1 protein-coding gene is annotated in these 351 nt (G+C 62.1%); it reads right to left on the bottom strand.

The annotated features are described in order from the left end of the window. Positions 1-351: DUF4082 domain-containing protein (locus FY112_RS00035; RefSeq protein ID WP_151517325.1), on the bottom strand; the 351-nt coding region annotated here is incomplete at both ends.

Raw genomic sequence — 351 nt, 5'->3', positions numbered from 1 at the left:
TCTCGGTCGCATTCCCCGCATCGGCAACTGCCGTCGGCGTCGTGTTCGGTGTTGTCGATGCCGGCCGGAAGACCACATCGGCCCAATAATTGGCAGCGTTGAAGGTGGCATTCGGGAAAATGCCTACGGTGGCGGATCCGCCATAGCGGTAGACGCCGTTGCCGCCGGCGACAGCGCTCGACTGGGCCGTCAGCGGACCACTGGTGACGGCGGTCGTATAGAAATTGTTGCTCGCCACGTAAGCGCCGGTGGTGTGGTAGGAGGCGATATAGGTGGTATTGGCGGCGATGGTGACAGGCGTTGTGAAGTTCACCGTCTGCCAGCCGCTTGCCGTGGTGTTGGAGAAGGTGG

This window comes from Rhizobium sp. PEPV16 (assembly GCF_008919455.1).
GTDB classification, from domain to species: Bacteria; Pseudomonadota; Alphaproteobacteria; order Rhizobiales; family Rhizobiaceae; genus Rhizobium; species Rhizobium leguminosarum_Q.
This window is presented reverse-complemented; position numbering and strand designations above follow the sequence as displayed.